Raw genomic sequence first — 18,962 nt, 5'->3', positions numbered from 1 at the left:
CGAGATACGAGCCGACCTCCACCTCGGACTGCTCCAACTCGCCTGCAGCATCATCTGCTTGAGACGACTCCGAACCTCATTCTGAAATGATCAGTTAGCCCTGGCCAGCTGCGTCTCGATGTCCGCGATGTACTCGGCACACTCGGCGCTGACGGGCTTCTCGGGCTGCGGATCAGGCGCCGGAAAGGCGTTCAGTGCGGCGGTGGCAGCGATACCGGCCACGCACAGCACCACCCACGCGGCAACCCACGTGCGGCGACTCATCCGTAACGGCTTGGGCATTGAGGCATCCTACGAGCGTCGCAGCGGGCTGTCGCCAGGTCACACCGGGCCTCTTCCGGATCCCTGGAGACGAGAGCGGCGCAGCCGGCTTCATGGAAACGTGGACCCGTGTCCTGCGGGAGCAGACCACAAGGGCCCGGGAGCGGGTGGATGAGAGCTGTGAGGAACCCTAGGGGCCGTGGCTGCCGGATCCCCTGCTTCTGGGGCTCGGGGGGCTCATCCCGGCCGAGGCCGTCGCCTCGGGCCTTGATCGGGCAGCCGGTTTCAGGGTTGACCAGCTGAACGTGACGTACATGAACGCCGAGTTCATCAACTCCGCTTCCAGGACGTGTCGCCTTTCTAGCGATCTATCCAGCTTGGTGCCGCTTGCGTCGCAAGCCGCCGTGCTGATCCGTTGAGTAGATGCGGTGGCGCATCACCCGCAGGGGGATCGGGAACCGGGAACCTCGCAGCGGCTGGGACGCCACCGCTGGACCATCAAGCGCACCGTGGCCTGGCTCGTCTGCTGATATGGGTCTGCAGCAGTATCGCCAGGTCGTGGCCGTAGTGGTCGGCCAGGTCCATGGGCGTGCGGCCGTCAGGGTCTGCGAGCTCCGGATCAGCCCCGAAGGCCAGCAACACAGCTGTGGTGTGCACAGTCAACGGCTGCCCGCTCTGCAGGGCCCCATCGCCCTCGGCGTCGATCGCGTGCGTCAGCAGCGTCATGTTGCTGATGACCTCGTCGGGACGCTCGTGTCCGAGGAACTGCTGCGCCTGCTGCGCTACACCACCACCCCCGTCGAGCCGCAGAAGATCGCCGTCTCCATCGACCCGTCCGGCGGCGGCCGGGACGTCGCCGGTGTGATTGGCGGGTTCCTCGGCGACGACGGCCGCGTGTGGGTCACCGACGACGTGTCGGCTCCGATGTCGTCGGCAGAGTGGTCCATGGCGGCCTGCCGGCTCGCGTACCGCACGAACGCGTCGATCATCTACGTCGAGTGGAACTTCGGCCGGGACATGTGTGTCCTGGCGATCCAGACGTCGTGGGAGAAGCTCCAGCGGGACGGGGGGATCCCGAGCAACGTCCTCATGCCGGCGATCCTCCCCGTGCGGGCCAAGCAAGGGAAACTCTTGAGGGCGGAGCCGATCGCGCAGCAGATGGTGCAGGACAAGGTGCGGCTGAGGGGCGTGTTCACCGACCTGGAACGCGAGTGGTCGACGTAGCAGCCCACGGACCCGGACAGCCCTGGCCGTATCGACGCCTCCTGCGTCCTCGTGTACGGCCTGATCCCGGAGGCCAACCAGGGCGCCATCGTCCACGCACCGCTCATGCAGGCCCCCCAGCCGGGCCGGGCGAGCGGCGCGGCGTCGGTGTACGGGCGGAGGATCGGGTGATCAGGACGCTCCCGGTTGCCAGGCTGCTGGCAGGATGAGCCCATTCGGCGGGGGAGAGCCTGTTAGCGGGAGAAGGCTAGGCGGGGCGGCCCCGCTCGCTCCGTCGAAGTTGACGATGCCGCCGGAGAACGTCGCCTCGCCGAAGTAGAGCGTGTGGTTGGGCAGCGTCACCCCGCTGAAGTCGACCGTGCCGTCGGAGAACCTCGCCCGCTGGAAGTCGACCGTGCCGCCGGAGTACGCCGATCCGACGAAGTCGACCGTGCTGCCGTCGAACGTTGCCTGGCTGAAGCAGACATTGCCGCCGCCGAACGTTGCTTCGGTGAATTCGACCGTGCCGCCGGAGAACGTCGCTCCGCTGAAGTCGGCCAACGTCCCCCAGGGGAAGGGGCTCCCGATGCGGTCAAACTGCGCCAGATGGAAGACGACCCTGCTGCCGGAGAACCTCGACAGGACGAATTGGACCGTGCCACCGGAGAACGTCGCCCTGTCGAAGTGGACTGTGCCGCTGGAGAACGTCGCCTCCATGAAGTCGACCCTGCCGTCGGAGAAGTGCGACCCCTGGAATTCGACCGTGCCGCCGGAGAACGTCGCCCCGTGGAAGCTGACCCTGCTGCCGGAAAACCTTGATCCTTCGAAGTTGACAAGGCCGCCGGAGAACGTTGCCCCGCCGAAGTTGACGCTGCCGCCGGAGAACGTCGAATCGTAGAAGTTGACAAGGCCGCCGGAGAACGTTGCCCCGCCGAAGTTGACCATGCAATCGGAGGAGATCCTCACCCTGCTGAAGTCTCCGCCGTCGAAGACGACACCCCGGAAGTCGAAGTCGTGTCCTTGCCATGAGGGGTGATAGTCGGCGGGCGGGCGGAGGCGGTCGCCGATGAGCCTAATGATGGTGTGCCGGACTTCCCGCAGAGCCAGGTAGGTGTGGCGGGCTTCCACATCGTTCGCCGGTAGGTCGGCTTCGGCGGTGTAGGGGAGTCGGAGGTATGCGCACAGGACGTCGATGCACGTCTGGCGTAAGTCTCGGGTGGGGGCGTCGTCGGCGAGTCCGGCCAGGGCGTGCACACCACCCAGGCGGACGGCGGCGGATTCGTCACCGAGCTGGGAGACGGCGGTGGTGAAGCGTTCGGTGTGCAGGCGGGTGGCATCCCGGAGGGCCCCGTCCTCGTCAACACGTTGGCGGCGGTATGCCACGACCAACGCGACCAGAGCACCCGCGCCGGCCACTACGCCGAACGACAGCTTGACCAGGTCGAACAGCGTCTTGGAGTCGATGCGCCGCTCGGGCTTCAACTCGCGCGCCCCGAGCAGGTCCCACCCGGTGTAGAACACCGCGGCGGCCACCAGTGCGGCAGTGACGAAGGCCAGGATCAGGACGGTACCGACGGGCCACAGACGCAGTCCGCGCCGTTCGGCCTGGCGCCGGGGTGAACGTGGACTCATGGACGAGGAGACTGTCCGCGACGCTTGGTCGGTTGCATCTGACCTTGCCCCGATCGGCTCCCCACCCCCGAGCCGGGCCGGGCGGTGCGGCGCAGCACTGGCGTACGGGCGGAGGGTCGGCCGGTCCCGGCGGCCCTGGGGGCTCACGTGGCCGAGCCGGGGAAGGGGTAGTTCACGTGAACTGGGCACAGCAGGCGCACCCATGCGGCATCCTGATCAACCATGTCACCGTCCAGCCCTCCACCGGACCAGCGACCTCAAGGGAGTGCCACGCGGGAGGCAGAGAAAGCCGGGGCCTCAGTAGCCGCCATCGTCTTCTCGGTCCTCCTCTGCGTTGTCGCCGCCGCGATTCTTCAGCTCCTATTGGCGCAAGTTGAGACCTCTGTCTCCCCATGGCTGCTCATGTTGTTCTCGATGCTCTTTGTTGTGCTCAGTGCCGTGGGCGCAGGGCGGAGAGAGCGACGTGAGAATCTTCGCCATGATGAGGCGTGGGCCTCCCTGCGTGAGGCGGAGAACCGACTCACCGCAGCGCTTGCCGGGCAGTCAGATGAAGAGGCCCCGGCTGCGCCCGAGCAGTCGGGCGGTGAAAGCCCGGTCGTGCCTGACGAGAGGGACGGTCAGGTCTCTACGCGGCCCCGGCAGACGGACCAAGAGCAGCGCGATCAGCGTGCGCACAAGCTCGCCCTCGCGAGCCTCTGGGAAGTGACCCACTCCCGCCTGGCGCTCTATCACGACATCGCCACTGGCCAGGCGAAGCGGTCCTTCGCCAGCGCTCAGGTCGCCATGGTGTTGGGGTTCCTCCTCCTCGTTGGCTTTGTAGCCGCCGCCGTGCAGGCCGAGAAGACGGCGGCGGCGGCAGTCGCCGGCGCGCTCGGCGCCGTAGCCGCCGCCCTGGCCGCATTCATCAGCCGTACGTTCATCAAGAGCCAGGAGACTGCGGCGGAGCACCTCAAGGCATACTTCGACCAGCCGCTGGAGTTCTCCCGCTATCTGGCCGCTGAACGCCTCCTCAACGACGTGGAGCTCACCGACGATCAGCGAGCCGAAATCGTGGGGGAACTGGTCAAGCTCATCGCAGCCGGCCCCCAGGCCCCGATCATGGACGCCGGGGCCAACCTCCTGGAGCAGCTTCCCAGGATGGTGCAGGGAGGGAAGTAGGGACGGCGTATCGGCTGACGGCGCCGGTCATCCGGACCCAGCTGTCAGCAACCGGGCCAGAGCTTCAGCGTCCTCCTGCACGACCGCTTGGTGCGCGGGGGTCCAGTAGTCGCTCACCACGACATTCAACCGCCCACGCAGCACACCTGCCAGCGCCTTTCTACGCCATCAGACACCATTGAGTACGTCTTGGGTGAGTGGAAGAGCTGATCGCTTAGTGGCCGTAGCGGCCCTTGTGTCACAGTGACCATCGGTAGCAGACCGTGACAAGGGGCGGGCGATCGTGGGGCGTGGCCGAGAACTTCCGGTGTTGCGGAAGAAGGAACTGGTGGCCGCTGGCGTGAACGTCGCACCGCTGCGGCAGATCACCGTGGTAATCGGGCGTGCGGGCGGCGGGAAATGGCACGTTCCCGCCAAGGTGTCGGGGTGGCGGAGCCACTGCCGGTATGCGAAACACCTGACGGGCCATCCGCTCGCTCTGCTGGATGTCTGTGAGCAGGTGTGCCGTCACTGCGCCCCGGTGGTGAGTGTAGAGCCGGGCGAGGAAGCGCTGTGGCGGGCGGCGGCCGAAGTCGTCGCGGCTGACCGGCGGGTGCGCGCGCTGGAGGAGCAGGAAGCGGGCCCGCGGTCCTGGGAGGGCTATGCGCGGGTGCTGTGGGAAGCGGCCCGCCACCGCGATTCGGATGTGCGCGGAAGGCTTGAGCCGTGGACGGCTGACCCGTTGGTTGGTGCGGGCGCGCGGCAGGTGCTCAAGGCGTGGTCGGGAGTACTGGAGCGTTCTGAGGCTGCGCTGGCCGGCTGGCGGGCGGCGGCGCCCGCGGCGCGCTCCGCGACGTCGGTCAGCGGGGCCTGCGATGCGGTGGCCGCCGACGGGACCGTGCAGCAGGAGGGTCTGCACCTGGCGGCCGCGGTGCTGCGGTCCCGGTGGGCGGAGCCATTCGACGTGTGGTCGGCCGTCCGGCGGGCGTGGAGCGGTGTCCGCGACCAGGGCAGCGAGGCGCGTACGCCGGAACACCCCCGCGTCGGCGGGGAGGACGACGACATCGAGTCGCGGGTCTACCTCGCGATCGGAACACCCCCGCGGACGCGGGGGTGTTCCGCTGTGACATGCATGTCAAAGTTCTCAGGAGGCGTCCTCCTCGCCGGCGCGGGGGTGTTCCGGCGGAGCCTGTCGCCGACGAGGACTTCCGCGACGACCGGGTCGACGGCGGCGAGATCGGCCCCGGCCACACCGTCACCACCCTGTACGCCGTGCGCACCGAACCCGGCGCCCGCGACCACCTCGCCACCTCAACCGTCCGCTGGCTCGACCCGGAGACCCGCAACCCGCACGAGGAGACCGGCGACCTGGAGGCCGATGCCCTCGACGACGCCGTCTGGAGCGCGAGCCGCGGCCTGCGGACCGCCGCCACGACCGCCTACTTCGCCGACGCCCTCGGCCGCGGCGACCGTGACCTGCCCGACGCCCCGCGGCTGGACGAACTCGCCGACCACGCCGACGACTTGGCCGACAGCACGAAGAGCGAGGAGATCCGCCGGCTCGCCGAGGCGATCGACACCGCGAACCGCATGATGTGACCCCCGCCCATTGACCCGGTCTTACTTGTGAGTAAGTTGACTCCAGAGTAAGTAGATACGGCAGCACGTCAGCCTCATCCGCGACCGGGAGCCGTCATGGGCATACGCAAGGATCTGCAACGGGCGAAACACCGCACCGACCTGGCGGTCCGCACGAAGGCCGAGACCCTCAGGGACGAGCGGGGCATCGTCCGCGAGGCCCGCACGGCTCCCCTCGCACCCCGCCCGACGACCGGCAGCATCGCCGACATCCCCTACACCAACGCGGCCGAGGCCCCCGACGCCGTGGTCCTGCGCCGCGAGCGGCACGGCGGCTGGCAGCCCGTCACGGCGGCGGCCTTCGCCCGCGAAGTCACCGCCGTGGCCAAGGGCCTGATCGCGGCCGGCCTCGAACCGGGCGGCCGCGTCGCCGTGATGTCCCGCACCCGCTACGAGTGGACGGTCCTGGACTTCGCGATCTGGTCCGCGGGCGGCCAGACCGTCCCGGTCTACGCCACCTCCTCGGCCGACCAGGTGGAGTGGATCCTCCGCGACTCCGGCGCCCGCCACGTGGTCACCGAGACAGCCGCGAACGCCGACACCGTCCTGACCGGCACTGCCGCCCACCCCCAGCCCCCGCACGTCTGGCAGTTGGACGGCGGCGCCCTCGACGACCTCACCGCCCTCGGCCGGGACGTCCCCGACGAGGAAGTCACCAAGCGCCGCACCGCCCTGACCCCCGACGCCACCGCGACCCTCTGCTACACCTCCGGCACCACCGGCCGCCCCAAGGGCTGCGTCCTCACCCACGCCAACCTGCACGCCGAGGCCGCCAACACCGTCGAACTGCTGCACCCCCTGTTCAAGGAGGTCACCGGCGAGACCGCCTCGACGCTCCTCTTCCTCCCGCTCGCGCACATCCTCGGCCGCACCCTGCAGATCGCCTGCCTGATGGGCCGCATCGAGATCGGCCACTGCCCGAGCATCAAGCCCGACGAACTCCGCCCGGCCCTCAGGGCGTTCCGCCCGACCTTCCTGGTCGGCGTCCCCTACCTCTTCGAAAAGATCCACGACACCGGCCGCGCCACCGCCGAGAAGCTCGGCCGCGGCGCCTCCTTCGACCGCGCCCACCACATCGCCGTCCGCTTCGGCGCGGCCCACATGAACCGGTTCCTGGACAGGGGCCCCGGGCCCGGCCCCGGCCTGCGCGCCGCGTGGGCTCTGTACGACCTGCTGGTCTACCGCCGCATCCGCAAGGAACTCGGCGGCCGCGTGCGCTACGCCATCAGCGGCGGCAGCCCCCTCGACCGCGACCTGAACCTCTTCTTCTACGCGGCCGGCATCCTCATCTACGAGGGCTACGGCCTCACCGAGACCACAGCCGCCGCCACCATCGTCCCGCCCCTGGATCCCCGCCCCGGCACGGTCGGCCTCCCGATCCCCGGCACCGCCGTCCGCATCGCCGACGACGGCGAGGTCCACATCAAGGGCGGCATCGTCTTCGGCGCCTACTGGAACAACCCGGCCGCGACCGGGGAGGCCCTGGACGACGGCTGGTTCGCCACCGGCGACCTCGGCTCCCTCGACGAGGACGGCTACCTCACCATCACCGGCCGCAAGAAGGACATCCTCGTCACCACCGGCGGCAAGAACGTCTCCCCGGCCGTCCTGGAGGACCGCCTGCGCAGCCGCCCGCCCGTCGGGCAATGCCTCGTCGTCGGCGACAACCGCCCCTACGTCGCCGCCCTGATCACCCTCGACCCGGAAGCCCTCGCCCACTGGCTGGCGGTCCGCAAACTCCCCGCCGACACCCCGCTGTCCGAGCTGGTCCACGACGAACGCCTGCGCGCCGACGTGCAGAAGGCTGTCGACCACGCCAACGAGGCCGTCTCGCGCGCCGAGTCGATCCGCGCCTTCGCCCTCGTCGAGGGCGACTTCACCGAGGAGAACGGGCTGCTGACCCCGTCCCTGAAGGTCAAGAGGAAGGCGGCGACGGCGGCGTACGCGGACGTCATCGAGGCCCTGTACGCGAACAAGTCCTGAACTGCTCGTCAACGTGCAGTTCTCGTCGGGCCAGTGCTGATCCAGGAAGCGCTGGGCATCAAAGTCGATCTTGACGGTCCCGATGAGGTCGACCGTGTCGGGGGTGTCGCTGTAGTCGGGGTCGCCGAGGCGAAGTGCCTCTCCGCCCTTCCTTTGTTCCCGCACACGCCGCCGAGTACAGCTCGGCGTTGAAGATCCGCGGAGTGCAATACGACGCGCCGGGCCGGGACTCCAACAGCTGCTCCTCGGGCAACACCGACGAGGAGTACCTGACGGTGAAGAACTACTCGACCCGCTCGACGATCAACCTCAAGGGCTACGTCGTCAAGGACGCCACCGGTAACCGCTTCGCCTTCACCGCCAACCACTACCTGCAGCCCGGTGACTATGTGAAGCTGCGCGGCGGCCACGGCACCGACTCCGACACCCACAACGTCGTCTACCGCGACAACTGCAACTTCCTGTGGAACAACGACAAGGACACCATCTACCTGTACAAGCCCTCAGGAAGCCGCGCCGACGTCCACGCCTACACCAAGTCCAGCGGCGACCCCGACGGCAACGGCTACATCAACTTCCACGGCTAACTGCAATCTGAGATGCCCTGGAGCGGTAGCGCCGCTGCTCGCTTCGGCGCGCGCCCTCAGGAAGGGGGTGCCGCCGACAGGAGCGGCCACTCTCCGCATCCCGCTGACGAGGGAGGCGGCTGCCCACTGCGGGACCCGGAGCTAGCGGAACTCCTCGATCGCGGTCCGCACCAACCGCGCCCCCGTATAGCGCTCACCGCTAGCTCGATGGTGCATGAGGGCCCGTCGGCTTGCTGGCGGGCTCCTTCAGTTGAATCGGAATGGCGAACAGACGAGGGTGCGCACCGACCTCACCGTGCGGAGCCGTCATGGTGCGGTTGCCGTTGAAATCCGATGGAGGTGGAGGCGCCCGCTGCGGGTTTCGCGTTCCAACCGGGTCCCGTGCGGTGGCGCATCAGCCGCTGGATCGAGGGCCCCTAGCCCCACCTGATCGTGACTGCTTCCAGCCGCGCGTCTCCGCCGTGCGACACGTGTGACTGCCCAATCTCAGCCACATGCAACGTCCTCTGTCACGTACATGACGCAGTGTGGTTATGGTGTGACGGCTCGTGCGATGTGGGTGGGGTTCACGGGGCTTGGGTGCCCTGTGCAGTGCTCTGGGGAGGGCGCATGCGGCCGCGGGTCGGGGTTTTTGGTGTGATCAGACGTGGTCGGCAGCGGCTGGTGACGGTGGGTGCGCTTGTCCTGGCGCTGGCTGCGGGGACGGTATCGGCCGATGCCTTGCCGCCGGACCCTCCGCCCGCCAAGACCGTGCCGCCAGCCAGCGCTACTCCTTCGCAGCCTGGAGACCAGGCGCCGACCCAACCCGCGGCGAAGCCGAAGGCGTCGGCTGCCGCCGAGCCCACTACGAACAACGCCGTCTACGCATACGACGCGGCAGGGCGATTAGTCGGTGTCACCGATCCGGGCGGTCAGACGGCGCGTTATCGCTACGACGAGGCCGGCAACCGGCTGGGCATCGACCGCTTCGCCTCCAGCACGCTGTCGGTGCTGTCGGTGGTTCCTGTCCGGGCAGCCCCCGGAGCGAAGATCACGCTGTCAGGTACCGGCTTCTCCCCCACTGCCGGCGACAATACCGTGACGATCGGCGGCAAGGCCGCGGCCGTCATCTCCGCCTCCGCCACCCGTCTCGTCGTCGCCGTCCCCTCCGGGGCCGTCAACGGAAAAGTCACCGTGAGCGCGGGCGGTGCGTCCGCCGACGCGGTGGAGGCGTTTATCGTGGCGCCGTCCGGGCCGAGCGTGGCGAAGGTCGAGCCGGCCTCCGGCGCACCAGGCAGCGAAGTCACCCTGTCCGGTGCCGGGTTCGCCTCCGCGGTCACCGACAACGTGGTGCGGTTCAACGGCTTGGTCGCGCAGGTGAAGAAGGCTTCCGGTTCCTCGCTGACCGTCGAGGTGCCGCCGCATGCCCGTACCGGGCGGGTGGAGGTGGACACCCCTGCTGGTTCAACTGCGGCGCCGGGTGACTTCACCGTCACCGCCGACGGTGAGGGGGCCCTGTACGACACGACGATGCGGGCCTCGTTCACCGATGCTGACCCCTCGCAGGTGGCGGTGGTGACGGCCGAGCACAAGGCGCGGATCCTGTTCGACGCCGAGCGGGGTGACGCGGTCGGGTTCGGTCTGCAGGGAGGCTCGTTCACCTCCCAGACTTCGATCAGTCTCGTCTCGCCCCAGGGCGCGACGGTTGCTTCCAACAGCTTCGGTGGCACGGCGGCCGACTGGGAGGTCACCGGCCTGCCGGAGTCGGGGACCTATCAGTTCGTGATCGACCCGCGCTCCAGCGACATCGGCTCCGTGGCGGTGATGCTGTCCAAGCCGGTCAACGCGGCCGTGTCCTTCGACGGGCCGACGGTGTCCACGGCTTTGTCCCGGATCGGGCAGGACGGCAACTGGACCTTCACCGCGGCCAAGGGCGAATCGCTGAGCGTCGGCGTGGATGCCAAGGCGATGGGCGGCTATCTGCGCTGCTACGTCTACCGGCCGGACGGCATGCAAGGTGAGTATCTGCCCGTTCCCAACGGAGACAGCAACTCCCTGGACATCGACTCGCTGCCGCAGAGCGGCCAGTACACGCTGCGCTGCGACCCCGATGGCGGCGGCACCGGAACGGTCAAGATCGCCATTTCCCACTACGCCCAGGGCGGGGCGCTCAGCGCGACCGGAGCGTCGCCGACCCTGAGTATCACCCGTCCCGGCCAGGACGGCATCGCCACCTTCACCGCTCAGGCCGGGGACTTCGTCAGCCTTGCCGCGACGGGGGCGACGATGCCGTCGTACGCGACCGTCACGATCACCGGGCCGGACGGTAAGCACATCTCCAGCATCACCGCATCGCCCGGCCGTAACGACGCCTGGGACAGCGGGGCGCTGGCGGCCGGCACCTACACGGTGCGGGTGGCGGACCGCAGGCTGGACGTCGGCAAGGTGACGTTAACCCTGTCCAAGCCGGCCGACGTGGGCGTGCTCGCGCGTGGCGGTGCCGCGGTGAAGGCAACGGCGGCCCGGGCCGGACAGAACATCCATGCCTCGTTCACCGCCAAGGCGGGTGATGACCTGTCGCTGGAGGTGGCGGCGAACACCTTCACCAGCAGCCTCTGGGCGGAGGTGCTGGCCCCCTCGGGCACCGCGGTGGTCAGCTCCCGGCTGATCTCGGCCGGCGCTTCCGGCTCGATCGCCTTGACCGACCTCGCCGAAGCCGGCACCTACAAGGTGCGGCTCAACCCCACCAATGCGGCCACCGGCTCACTCAACCTGAGCCTCAAAGCGGCGACCGCAGCGGCAAAGACGCATGCGTTCACCAGCAACGTGCCGCGGATGTCGGTGAAGAGCGCGTGCCACGCCGAGCGCCTGGCCCGCACCTTCGCCCTGTCGCTGCCGGACTGGCTCACAGTACGCGCGGATAAGTGTGAGCGGCTCGAGCAGCAGGCGAAAGCCAAGGCGGAGAAGGCGAAGAAGGCGGCCGGCGTCGTGCCGAAGGGGCGCGACGCTTGGCGTCCGGCTGCTCACAACCTCAAGGGCCGTGACTGGCTCACAGGGCGGGGCGCCGGGCCGAAGGCCCCGCCCGCGCTGCGCGCACCGCCCGGCAGCACGGCGGTGACCGGGCACGTGCTGAAGCTGGACGGCAAGCCACTGCCCAAGGTGACCGTCCGGGTCGGGGCGAAGAGCACGAAGACCGATAGCCGGGGACGCTTCCTTCTGTCCGGTATCAATGCCGAGGCCACCACCCTGGTCGTGGACGGAGCGAACGCGAAGACCGGCAAGCGCAGCTACGGGCGCTACGACATCCGGATCCGGCCGGTGGCGGGCCGCAGCACGGACTTGGGCTTCCCGGTCTGGATGACGCCGCTGGACACCAAGCACACCGTCACGTTCGACACCCCGACCAGGTCGGACGTCACCCTGACAACCCCGCAGATCCCGGGCCTTGAGGTGCGTATCCCCAAGGGGTCGGTGGTGCGCGACGAGCACGGCAAGCCGGTCACCGAGCTGGGCATCACCGCGATCCCCGTCGACCGGCCCCCCTTCCCGCTGCCCGAGAACAGTGCCGTGCCGGTGTACTTCACCGTTCAGCCGGGCGGCACCTACCTGTTCCCCAAGGGCGCGCAGATCGTCTACCCGAACTACACGCACGAAGCTCCCGGTACCCGGATCGACTTCCTCGCCTACGACCCCGCGCGCAAGGGCTGGCACACCTACGGGCACGGCACCGTCACCCGCGACGGCAAACAGGTCGTCCCCGACCACAAGACGCGCGTATGGGCCTTCCACGGCGCCATGCTCAGCATCTCCGACGTCATCCCCTTCGACCTCTCCGCCATCTCGGACATCGTCGACTGGCTCTCCGGCGACCCCGTCGACCTGCAGACCGGCCTGCTGACCGACTCCCGCACCGATCTGGGCGTGTCCGGACCGCTGGGCTCGTCCGAGGTCACCCGCACCTACTGGCAGGGCGACACCCGCTCCCGCGCCTTCGGCATCGGCCGCGACCTGTCCTACAACATGTACCTGCACTCCAAACGCCTCTACACAGAGGTGGACCTGTATCTGCCGGGCGGCAAGAAGGTCCACTTCGTGCGGACCTCCCCGGGCAGCGGCTACGCCGACGCGGTCTTCGAACCCGAAGGCACACCCACCGCCCTGAACGGCGCCAAGATCAGCCAGGAGTCGGGCAGCTGGCACCTGCGTCTGAGGGACGGCACCGACTACGTCTTCCCCTGGTACGGGCCGTTGCAGGAGATCCGCGACCGGCACGGCAACGCGGTGCGCATCAGGCGCTCCAACGGCTCCAAGGGCGACATCACGTCCGTCACCGCCCCCGGCGGACGCTGGGTCTCCTTCAGTTACGACAGCGCCCAGCGGATCACCAAGGCGCAGGACAACACCGGCCGCAGCACGTCCTACACCTACGACGATGCCGGGCGGCTCAAGACGGTCACCGACCCCGCGGGTAAGGCCAGTTCGTTCACCTACGACGGCGCGACCAACCGGATCGCGACCGCCAAGGACGCCCGCGGCATCGTCTACATGACCAACACCTACTACGCCGACGGCCGGGTCAAGAAGCAGACGCTGACCGAGGGACAGGAGTACTCCTTCGTCTACACGAAGACCCCGGCCGGCCAAGTCACGGCCACGGAGGTCACGCAGCCGGGCGGCTCGGTACGCAGGGTCGAGTTCGACAACAGCGGCTTCGCCGTCAACGAAACCCAGGCGTACGGCACGACCCTGGCCCGTAAGACGCTCTACGAGCGCGGCACTAAGCACCGCATCGCCGCCGTCGTGGACCCCTACGGCCGCCGCACCGAACTGTCCTACGACACGAACGGGCACATCACCTCAGCGCTTGAGCTGGCCGGCACCGCCAATGCCCGCTCCACGGGCAAGACGACCTACGACGGCCCCTACGACCAGCCGACCCAAGCCGCCGACCCGCTGGGCAACGCCACCGTCTTCGGCTACAACACCACCGGCGATCTCGAAACGGTCACCGACCCCGAAGGCCGCAAGACAGGCTTCACCTTCAACGCAAGCGGTCAAGTCAAGACGGTCACCGACAACGCGAACGCGACCAGCGAATACACCTACCAGCACGGCGACCTGACGCAGATGAAGGACGCCGAGGGGCGCATCACCCGGCAGTTCACCGACACGGCAGGTCGCATCAGCGCCCTCACCGACGAGGCGGGCTCACAGACCACGGTGCTGTTCGACGCGCTCAACCAGCCGAGGGAGATCACCGACCCGCTGGGGCACACCACCGCGCTCGGTTACGACGAGAACGGCAACCTCACCACCCTGACCGACGCCCGCCTGAACACCACCAAGTGGGACTACGACCAAGCCGACCGCCCCAAGACGGCCACCGACCCGCTGGGCGCGCAGGCGCTGTTCGAGTACGACGCGGCCGGGTTCCTGAAGAAGGCCACCAGCAGATCCGGCAACGCCGCCGTCGCCGAGTACGACCTGCTCGGCCGGCCCAAGAGCACCAAGTACGGCGTCGACTCTCTCGGCCAGGCCGAATCCACCGTCACCTACGACTACGACACCCGGGACCTGCTCAAGCAGATCACCGACAGCAAAGCCGGCAACCAGGCCTTCACCTACGACGTCCACGACCGCCTGGCCACCACCACCGGCCCCACCGGCAAGGTCACCTACGACTACGACAACGCCGACCGCCGCAAACTGATGACCGCAGCCGGAACCAGCACCACCTACGGCTACGACAAGTCCAGCATCCTCAAGTCGGTCAAGACCGGCACCCAGGACGTCACCTTCGGCCTGGACGCCGTGGGCCGGGAGAAGACCGCCTCCCTGCCCGGCGGCATCACCCGCACCACCGGCTACGACACCACCGGCGTCATCAAGTCCATCGCCTACGCCCAAGGCACCAAGACCGTCGGCGATCTGACGTACACCAGGGACGTCCGCGGCCTGCAGGCCGGTCTGGCCGGCTCGCTTACCAAGGTGGCTCTGCCCGCCGCGGAGAGCGGCACGCAGTTCGGCAAGGACAACCGCATCACCACGTACAACGGCCGCACCTTCACCTACGACGATGTCGGCCAGCTCAAGAGCGACGGTCTTCGAACCTACACCTGGAACGCCCGCGGGCAACTCGCCGGCCTGGCCAAGGCAGGTACCGCGGCATCGTTCGGCTACGACCCGCTCGGCGGCCGCGTCTCCAAGACGACCGGCACCGACACCCGCCGGTACCTGACTGACGGCACCAACCCCCTGGTCGAACAGAACGCTGCCGGGACAACGACAGCCAGCGTGGCCACCTCGGGCCTGGATGAGTTCCTCAGCCGTACCGAAGGCGGCAAGACGCAGGTCTACCTCACCGACGCGCTCGGCACCGTCGTAGGCCTGGCCAACGCCGACGGCACCATCGCCACCACCTACGCCTACGACCCGAACGGCACCCCCACGACCGCCGGCACCGCCACCTCCAACCCCTACACCTTCACCGGCCGCGAGGACGACGGCACCGGCCTGCTCTACTACCGCAACCGCTACTACGACCCCCAGACCGGCCGCTTCATCTCCCAAGACCCCATCGGCCACGCCGGCGGCACCAATCTCTACCAATACGCCCTGTCCTCCCCCACCACCTACACCGACCCCTCCGGCAACAACCCCCTCATCGCCGGCTGCATCGTCGGCGGCGTCGTCGACGGCGGACTCGACTGGCTCACACAGCGCCTGTCCGGCCGCAAAGTCAACTGGGGCCAAGTCGGCCAATCCGCAGCCATCGGCTGCCTCGGCGGCATGCTCGGCGCCGGCATCGGCTCCAAGCTGGGCCGCTGCATGGTCCCCAACAGCTTCACCGGCGACACCCCCGTTCTAATGGCCGACGGCACCCGCAAACCCATCAAGGACGTGCAGGTCGGCGACACCGTCCTCGCCACCGACCCCGAAACCGGCGAGAGCGGACCACGCAGGGTCACCGCCCTCATCAACGGGGAGGGCGGTAAACAACTCGTCGATCTCACCATCACTGACAGTCTCACCGGCGGCGAGAGCAACACCCTCACTGCCACTGAGGGCCACCCGTTCTGGGTTCCCGCCCTTCACCGATGGATAGACGCTGGCGATTTGAAGTCCGGCCAATGGCTGCAAACCAGCAACGGCACTTGGGTGCAGGTCTCTGCCGTACGCCACCGCACACAGTCCGTCTCGGTCTATAACCTCACCGTCGATGATCTCCACACCTACCATGTGGTGGCGGGTGAGACGCCGGTCCTGGTCCACAACAGCAATCGGTGTCCGACACATGTGATCGGAAAGGGAGACGATCCTCTTGTCCCCGACCTGGTTGACGACATCAATGCACGCTTTCCGGGTCATGTCCGAGCACAGGGGGTCGATATCGTCGGGGCAGACGGAAAAGTGCTCACGGATTTCGATATCGTGACCAGGAACGCCGTGGTTCAGGTCAAGACAGGTTCGGGTAAGGGCGCGCTGAAGCAAGCCTTGAAGACTCAGGGCCTGACGGACTACCCGGTCATCGTTTACCTTCCGCAGGGGCGCGGAACCGTGATCAAAAGTATCGAGCAGGCCGGCATCATGGTCACTCGCGACAAGGACGTCCTGCTGGACGTCTTGACTCCGTAGCCCATGGCTGGGCCTGAGCAGCCGTCACGACAGGAAGATTCATGCGGCCTACCATCGTTCTCCTCAGTCCTCCAGGGGATCATCAGCGCATCGTGGCTCGTCTACAGCAGGCCGGCACCTACAGCAAAAGGGAATTCTTTGATCGGCTGGATCGAGGGGAATGCAGTTTTGGCGTAGACACGTCTGGGGATGTCCTTGATGAGTTCGATCAAGAAGAAGCGGATGAAATTCGCCAGAAGATCGGCGAATTCCAGGCGATCACACTTGAATACTCCGGAGTATCGTGCATTCGCGATCTCCTGGGTGAAGTGATCCAGGGGATTTCAGGATTGCTGGACACGAATCACGGTGAACTCATCGAATATGGAGATGTATTGGCACGATTCCAGAGGGATCCTCTGTGGGATTGGCGATTCGAGGTAGGAAAGTAGTCTCAGCCTGGCGGGTGCGGGAAATCACGAGAGGTGGCAGGTTCATCTGTCGCCGTCAGCCGGCTAGCGAGCCCGGTTGTTCTCGACGCGGACCAGGGTGAGAACACCAGTGCTCCGCTAGACCAGAGGATGGCCTAGGACGATGACCAGTAGACGCAGACTCCTAACCGCCTCGGCTGCAATGGCCGCTGGAGCAGGCGGCCTTACTGCCGTCGGCTTCACAGCTCTGCCCAACGGCTCACCCGATGGGCAAGACAAAGCACCAGCCCACCTCCGCGGAGCAGCGCCGCTGCCGTATGCGCGGCTCATCTCACTCGACATCACCTTGGGCAGCGAACGCGCAGACGCGCTGCGCGCTGCCCATCAAGCCATCACGGCGATCGACGGCGGCAGCGTCGCCGCCTGGCTGGCACTGGGCGAAGGCGCATTTTCCTCGCGCGCTGACAAGCCGCGTCACATGAAACGGATGCCCTCGTTTGCAGGCGACGTACTGGACCCTGTCCAATCACATGGCGACCTCTTACTCCACATCACCGGATCCTCAGCGCGCGCTGTGCGGCAGGCCGCCGAGCAAACGCTGCGTACGCTGTCCCAACAGCAGGTGCGCTGGCGCGCGGACGGCACCCGTCCCGAGAACCGCACCGAGGACGGACGGGGTCTGTCCCGGAACCCGTTCCATTTCACCGAAGGGCATGGAAACCCCGCCACAGCGGCCGAGATCACCGAACGCGCAACCGTCAGAACCGGTCAGGGTGAGCCGTCCTGGGCCGTCGGCGGTAGCTATCAGGTGATCCGGATCATCCGGCTCGCCACCGACTTCTGGGACCGGGACACCGTCCAGGAGCAAGAGCGCATCATCGGCCGACGCAGGGAGGGCCGATGGCTGGACGGCACACCCAGCACTGAACGGGCCGTCTTCGCCACCGATCCTCAGGGCAAGACCACTCCACTCGACGCACACGTACGCAGAGCAGCACCAGACCGGCGCAATCCTCCCCCGATGGTCCGGCGCAGCTACAACTACCACCGTGGCCCCGACGATCGAGGACTGATCTTTTCCTGCTTCCAGCGCGACTTGGAGAAGGGCTTCGAGGCGGTACAGCACAGGCTCCAAGGCGAGGCCATGGCCAAATACACCCTCACTACGGGAGGCGGCTACTTCTTCGTCCCACCACCGGGCGAGGCGTGGCTTCAGCGATTAGCGGAGAAATGACGCCTGGTCAGCCGCGATCTTTTTTCGGACACGCTGCCGCCGAACCGCATCGGCCCCGACAAGCTCGCGATCGGCTACCAGGCCGCACTCCACCTCGCGGGCATCCTCATCTGGACCCGGCGCTGACCAAAGAGACAGAACTTATTCAGTCTGGGCCGGGGGGGCCGACAGTCGAGGACCCGCGCGCGGACTAGGGACTGTCTCCTTGAAAGGCTATGGGCGCCATTCCTGCTGGTAGGCGGGGTGTTCGGCGTATGACTGGCCAAGGACTCGCAGCGCGTATGCCAGGCCGGCCGAGCGGGAGTCCGAGGGGTCCATGGCTTTGTAGTCATTCGCCAGTTGCTCGATCAGGTCGAGCATGGGGAGGTGGCTGTCGAGAAGAGCTTCGCCGCCCAGGGTGTCGGCCACGTAGGCGTAGGCGTGGTTGTCGTCCATCATGCGTGCGACGAGAAACTCCACAAGATCGTCCATGTGGCCATCCTCGCGGGCAAGGTGGTTGGGCGGTCAAGCGGCTGTCCAGATGAGGATGGCGGCGAGGAGGAGTGCGGCCTGGTAGGCGATGGCGAGCTTGTCCGTTCGCATGACCAGGCCGCGCCATTGCTTGAGTCGGTTGATGCACCGTTCGACAGCGTTGCGCTGCTTGTATGTCTCGGCGTCGAAGGCTGGTGAGCGGCCTCCGTCGCGGCCTCGCCGCAGCCGGTGGCCGACCTGGTCGGACGGCTGGGGGATGACAGCGCGGATTCCACGTCGCCGGAGGTGATTGCGGATCACGCGGGATGAATACGCCCGGTCCGCCAGGACGGTATCGGGTCGGGTTCTGGGTCGGCCGGGTCCGCTTCGCAGAACACGGATGCCTGCCATGACGGTCTCGAAGGCCGGGGCGTCGCCCGCCTGGCCTGCGGTGACGCGAAGGGCCAGGGGACGTGCCCGGCTGTCGCTGGCGAGGTGAACGTTCGTGCTCAGGCCGCCGCGGGAGCGTCCGAGGGCGTGGTCTTCGGGTTCGGCCCGGCCTGGCGCCCCATTCTCCTGGCACCGGCAGCGTGCTGGTGAGCCCGGCAGACGGTGGAGTCCACCGAGACGGTCCAGCCGATGTCGGCATCAGCGTCGGCTGCTGCCAGAACTGCGGCGAGGATGCGTTCCCAGGTGCCGTCCATAGCCCACCTGATCAGGCGTTTGTGAGCGGTCTGGAACGAGCCAAGCTGGTTTGGCAGGTCCCGCCAGGGCGAGCAGGTGCGGTACTTCCACGCGATGGCTTCCAGGGTT

9 protein-coding genes and 3 pseudogenes are annotated in these 18,962 nt (G+C 67.7%); 7 read left to right on the top strand and 5 right to left on the bottom strand.

Translation table 11 applies throughout. The annotated features are described in order from the left end of the window. Nucleotides 1-90: 90 nt before the first annotated feature. The 3 genes and pseudogenes from ACIRDU_RS36045 to ACIRDU_RS36035 all read right to left on the bottom strand — a co-directional run bounded on the left by ACIRDU_RS36045 (nucleotide 91) and on the right by ACIRDU_RS36035 (nucleotide 2,997). On the bottom strand, nucleotides 91-282 hold the full coding sequence (locus ACIRDU_RS36045; RefSeq protein ID WP_403587901.1) for a hypothetical protein: 192 nt from the start codon (nucleotides 280-282) through the stop codon (nucleotides 91-93). Nucleotides 283-759: 477 nt separating this feature from the next. Next, nucleotides 760-1,008, bottom strand: a pseudogene (locus ACIRDU_RS36040) (ankyrin repeat domain-containing protein); the annotation flags it as partial. A gap of 648 nt (nucleotides 1,009-1,656) precedes the next feature. Further along, nucleotides 1,657-2,997, bottom strand: a complete 1,341-nt coding sequence (locus ACIRDU_RS36035) for a pentapeptide repeat-containing protein (protein ID WP_403587898.1) — start codon at nucleotides 2,995-2,997, stop codon at nucleotides 1,657-1,659. Nucleotides 2,998-3,498: 501 nt separating this feature from the next. On the opposite strand from ACIRDU_RS36035, the gene ACIRDU_RS36030 reads away from it, so the two are divergent. The 7 genes and pseudogenes from ACIRDU_RS36030 to ACIRDU_RS36000 all read left to right on the top strand — a co-directional run bounded on the left by ACIRDU_RS36030 (nucleotide 3,499) and on the right by ACIRDU_RS36000 (nucleotide 17,699). Next, on the top strand, nucleotides 3,499-4,254 hold the full coding sequence (locus ACIRDU_RS36030) for a hypothetical protein (RefSeq protein WP_403587895.1): 756 nt from the start codon (nucleotides 3,499-3,501) through the stop codon (nucleotides 4,252-4,254). Nucleotides 4,255-5,421: 1,167 nt separating this feature from the next. Continuing rightward, a pseudogene (locus ACIRDU_RS36025) lies at nucleotides 5,422-5,832 on the top strand (YfbK domain-containing protein); the annotation flags it as partial. A 96-nt stretch (nucleotides 5,833-5,928) separates the two neighbouring features. Continuing rightward, the gene (locus ACIRDU_RS36020) at nucleotides 5,929-7,854 is read left to right on the top strand and encodes an AMP-dependent synthetase/ligase (protein ID WP_403587892.1); all 1,926 of its coding nucleotides are present in this window, start codon (nucleotides 5,929-5,931) and stop codon (nucleotides 7,852-7,854) included. A gap of 134 nt (nucleotides 7,855-7,988) precedes the next feature. Beyond that, nucleotides 7,989-8,441 (top strand): lamin tail domain-containing protein, encoded by a 453-nt coding sequence (locus ACIRDU_RS36015; protein WP_403587889.1) that lies wholly within the window; start codon nucleotides 7,989-7,991, stop codon nucleotides 8,439-8,441. Between the two features lie 609 nt (nucleotides 8,442-9,050). Then, nucleotides 9,051-16,055: a polymorphic toxin-type HINT domain-containing protein gene (locus tag ACIRDU_RS36010; protein ID WP_403587886.1), complete on the top strand. Its 7,005-nt coding sequence runs from the start codon at nucleotides 9,051-9,053 to the stop codon at nucleotides 16,053-16,055. 41 nt (nucleotides 16,056-16,096) lie between these two features. Then, nucleotides 16,097-16,486 (top strand): hypothetical protein, encoded by a 390-nt coding sequence (locus ACIRDU_RS36005; protein ID WP_403587883.1) that lies wholly within the window; start codon nucleotides 16,097-16,099, stop codon nucleotides 16,484-16,486. A gap of 325 nt (nucleotides 16,487-16,811) precedes the next feature. After that, nucleotides 16,812-17,699, top strand: coding sequence for a Dyp-type peroxidase (locus ACIRDU_RS36000; RefSeq protein WP_403587880.1), 888 nt, complete (start codon nucleotides 16,812-16,814; stop codon nucleotides 17,697-17,699). Nucleotides 17,700-17,912: 213 nt separating this feature from the next. Here the strand turns inward: ACIRDU_RS36000 and ACIRDU_RS35995 are convergent, their stop codons facing one another. Further along, nucleotides 17,913-18,170 carry a DUF6221 family protein gene (locus ACIRDU_RS35995; protein WP_403587878.1) on the bottom strand — a complete coding sequence of 86 codons (258 nt, stop codon included), beginning with the start codon at nucleotides 18,168-18,170 and terminating at the stop codon, nucleotides 17,913-17,915. A 33-nt stretch (nucleotides 18,171-18,203) separates the two neighbouring features. After that, nucleotides 18,204-18,961, bottom strand: a pseudogene (locus ACIRDU_RS35990) (IS5 family transposase); the annotation flags it as partial. Nucleotide 18,962: the final 1 nt, after the last annotated feature.

The sequence above is a fragment of the Streptomyces sp. NPDC093598 genome (assembly GCF_044764825.1).
Taxonomy (GTDB): domain Bacteria; phylum Actinomycetota; class Actinomycetes; order Streptomycetales; family Streptomycetaceae; genus Streptomyces.
Note: the sequence above shows the minus strand (reverse complement) of the source record. Positions and strands in the feature narration are given on the sequence as shown.